Genomic DNA, 3,399 nt, shown 5'->3' with positions numbered 1-3,399 from the left:
GGCCAGGCCCAGGTAAGTGCCGAGGCCGTAAAAATTGCCACTACGTTTGCCGACCAGAGTTGCAGTATTCATGGAAGATCCCTAGGCGCTGCTTCGTTGAGCAACGCATCACGTTTTTGGTAGCCGGCGAACGCGGCGGCAAGCAAATCATCCTGGGTCCAGCTGTCACGCTCGAAGGTGTCGATCAGACGCCCTGCCGACAGCACCCCAATGCGGTCACAGATCAGCATCAGTTCGCGCAGGTCGCTGGACACCACCACCAGTGCTTTGCCCTGACGGGTCAACTCACCGAGCAATGTATAGATGTCGAACTTGGCGCCGACGTCGATGCCTCGGGTCGGCTCGTCGAACAGCATCACCGTGCAGTCGCGTTCGAGCCAACGGCCGATCACCACTTTCTGCTGATTGCCGCCGGACAATTCCGAGACCAATTGCGTCGTACTGGAACTGCGAATGCGCATGGCATCGATCTGACGCTGGGCCAGCGACATCTCGTCACCGTTGTTGACGAAGCCGCCGCTGGARATCACCGGCATATTGCCCAGGGCAATATTGGCGCTGATCGATTGCGTCAGCAGCAGGCCCTCGCCCTTGCGATCTTCGGTGATCAGCGCGATGCCATGACCGACCGCGTCGGCTGGCGAACGAATATCCACCACCTGAGCCGGCGAACCCAGCGCGACGGTGCCGCTGTCAGCTGTATCGGCGCCGAAGATCAGGCGCAGCAACTCGGTGCGCCCTGCCCCGATCAAACCGGAGATCCCGAAGATCTCGCCGGCGCGCACCTCGAAGGACACATCGCGAACCTTGTCGGAACGGGTCAGCCCTTTGACCGTCAAGGCCGGAGCACCGATATTGCGCGGGCCCATGTCGATGTGCTCGCCCAGCTCACGGCCGACCATCAGGGTGACCAGTTGCTCGCTGTTGTAATTGGCCATCGGCTCGACACAGACCAGGTTGCCGTCGCGCAATACCGCGATGCGCTGGGCCACCCGTGCCAGTTCTTCGAGACGGTGGGAAATGTAGATGATCGCCACGCCGCGCGCCTGCAGGCGAGTGATCTGCTCGAAGAGCATTTCAACTTCACGGGCCGTCAGCATCGCGGTSGGCTCGTCGAGGATCAGCACATGGCAATCGCCGATCAGGTTGCGGGCGATTTCCACCATCTGCTGGTGACCGATACCCAGCTCACCGACCAGGGTGTCCGGATCGATGGCATCGAGGCCGACCTGAGCCATGGCCTCGATCGCCGCCCTGCGCAGTTGCTTGCGGCTGATCCAGCCACCGAGGCTGGGCAGGTTGTCGAGGAACAGGTTTTCCGCCACCGACAATGTCGGCAACAGATTGAGTTCTTGCATGACCATGCGCACGCCCAGCTTTTCAGCCTGGCTGCGGCTGCCGGGGCAGTAATCCTGCCCCTGGAATCGCATCTGGCCGGTGGTCGGCGTGACCAGCCCGCCAATGATTTTCGACAGCGTACTTTTGCCGGCACCATTCTCGCCGGTCAGCGCCAGCACTTCGCCGCGCATCAGCGTCAGGTCGATGCCGGTCAGGACAGGTTGAGCGTAGGTCTTACCGATACCGCTGACCGAGAGGACAGCGTTCGGGGCGGAAACTGACATAAAAACTCTCCATGCGCCCGCCCCAAGGGGCGAGCACCGTTGTGTCGCCAGAAAGACTACTTGGTAACCAGCTCTACCGGAGTTTCGATGACGCCGTTGGCGCCGCTATCGACTTTCTCGCCCTTGATGATTTTCAGCGCGGTCTCAATGCCGAACACTGCTTGCCGGGCAGCAAACTGGTCGGCGGTGGCCAGGACACGGCCATCCTTGAGCATTGGCTTGATCGCATTGATGTTGTCGTAACCGACCACTTGCACCTTGCCGGCCTTGCCGGCGGCACGTACGGCAGAGACCGCGCCGACCGCCATGCTGTCGTTGCCGGCAAGCAGGGCCTTGATGTTCGGGTATTCGCTGAGCATCGACGAGGCCACTTTGCCGCCCTTGTCGATTTCCCAATCGCCGGACTGCAGGGACACGACTTTGATCTGCGCCGCTTCCATCGCATCCTTGAAGCCGGCAGTGCGCTGCTGGGCGTTGGTGGTGGTGGAAACGCCTTCGATGATGCCGACTTCGTCACCGGCCTTCAGTTGCTTGGCCAGGTATTCACCCACCAGGCGCGCACCTTTGCGGTTGTCCGGGCCTACGAATGGAACGGTGATGTTTTTGCTTTTGACGACAGCCGGGTCCAGCTGGTTATCGATGTTGATCACGGTGATACCGGCATCGACTGCTTTCTTGATGACCGGGACCATGGCCTTGGAGTCTGCCGGAGCGATGACCAGCGCGTTGACCTTGGACAGGATCATTTGCTCGACGATGCGCGTCTGGCCGGCCGTGTCCGTTTCGTCCTTGATGCCGTTGGAGATCAGCTCGAAGTCGCCGGAATGGTCTTTCTGGTAGGCCTTGGCGCCGTCTTCCATGGTCAGGAAGAACTCGTTGGCCAGGGATTTCATGACCAGCGCGACTTTAGGTTTTTCAGGGGTTGCGGCGAATGCCGAAGAGACAGGCAACGCGGCGGATGCGGCAGCCAGCATAGCGACAGCGAGAAGACGTCCAGCGAATGGCAGCTTCATGGGTTCACTCCGATCTTATGATTATTCTTAGCAACGCTTGCGCTGGATCATCAATGGATCAACCCATCGACGGCGACCGCGCAAACGTTTGCGTAGACCGAACTATGCGAACCCTGCCGAGATTTGTCAACGCCCCGTTCCGTGTCTCGGTTGGCAAAAGCCAACCCCGTTTTGCCTCACGCCGTGGTGTTGACCAGACCGCCGCCGCTGGAATCCTTGGCCAGCTCCTTGACCAGATTGCCGGTCACTTGCGCCAGCGCAGCGCTGGTATTGGCGATTTGCCCCTGGATTGTCATGACTGCGCTGGCCTTGGCTTCCGGGGTCGAATAATTCGCCGCCTGAGCGGCCGCCAGTTGCTGTTGCTGTTCGCGCAGTTGCTGCTGCAGTTCCTGCATGCGCTTGAGCAATACCTGCACCGCAATACTCTGACTGCTGGTTTTCTCGGATTTGCTTTCGCTCTGAGCCGCCGCGCCGCCACCGGTTCTGACCTGCTTGTCGTCGCCCTGCTCTTCGCCCAGCGCCTGGGCCGAGGCGTCGGATGTTGCTTCACTCAAGTCGTTGATGGTCGCCGGGGATTTACCCCCGATAGTGATTGCGCCTGCATTTGCAAAACCGACAGTAAACGACATGTGAACTCCTGAAAAAATAGATCCTTTAAAGGAGCATCGACCTGTGCGGGGTTTTCTTTAGCACCGATTTTCGATTTTGCAAGGCGACCTTCTCAATGAAGGTCGGTGAGCCGAACATAAAAGCTGAACATATTC

The 3,399-nt window shown here is 59.7% G+C and carries 3 protein-coding genes; all 3 read right to left on the bottom strand.

All coding sequences use genetic code 11. The annotated features are described in order from the left end of the window. Nucleotides 1-68 precede the first annotated feature (68 nt). The 3 genes from AC1DLB_RS25425 to AC1DLB_RS25415 all read right to left on the bottom strand — a co-directional run bounded on the left by AC1DLB_RS25425 (nt 69) and on the right by AC1DLB_RS25415 (nt 3,264). On the bottom strand, nt 69-1,622 hold the full coding sequence (locus AC1DLB_RS25425) for a sugar ABC transporter ATP-binding protein (protein ID WP_477744348.1): 1,554 nt from the start codon (nt 1,620-1,622) through the stop codon (nt 69-71). A 56-nt stretch (nt 1,623-1,678) separates the two neighbouring features. Continuing rightward, nucleotides 1,679-2,635: a sugar ABC transporter substrate-binding protein gene (locus AC1DLB_RS25420; protein ID WP_019582837.1), complete on the bottom strand. Its 957-nt coding sequence runs from the start codon at nt 2,633-2,635 to the stop codon at nt 1,679-1,681. Between the two features lie 176 nt (nt 2,636-2,811). Then, on the bottom strand, nt 2,812-3,264 hold the full coding sequence (locus tag AC1DLB_RS25415; protein WP_111455368.1) for a hypothetical protein: 453 nt from the start codon (nt 3,262-3,264) through the stop codon (nt 2,812-2,814). Nucleotides 3,265-3,399 lie beyond the last annotated feature (135 nt).

The sequence above is a fragment of the Pseudomonas sp. 05N434 genome (assembly GCF_056396965.1).
The sequence above is the reverse complement of the archived record's forward strand: the minus strand, read 5'-3'. Positions and strand labels throughout refer to the sequence as shown.

What these genes read in the sequence shown, in the direction of transcription:
- AC1DLB_RS25420 (WP_019582837.1), bottom strand. Translation starts at nt 2,635, where the DNA reads ATGAAGCTGCCATTCGCTGGACGTCTTCTCGCTGTCGCTATGCTGGCT.
- AC1DLB_RS25415 (WP_111455368.1), bottom strand. Translation starts at nt 3,264, where the DNA reads ATGTCGTTTACTGTCGGTTTTGCAAATGCAGGCGCAATCACTATCGGG.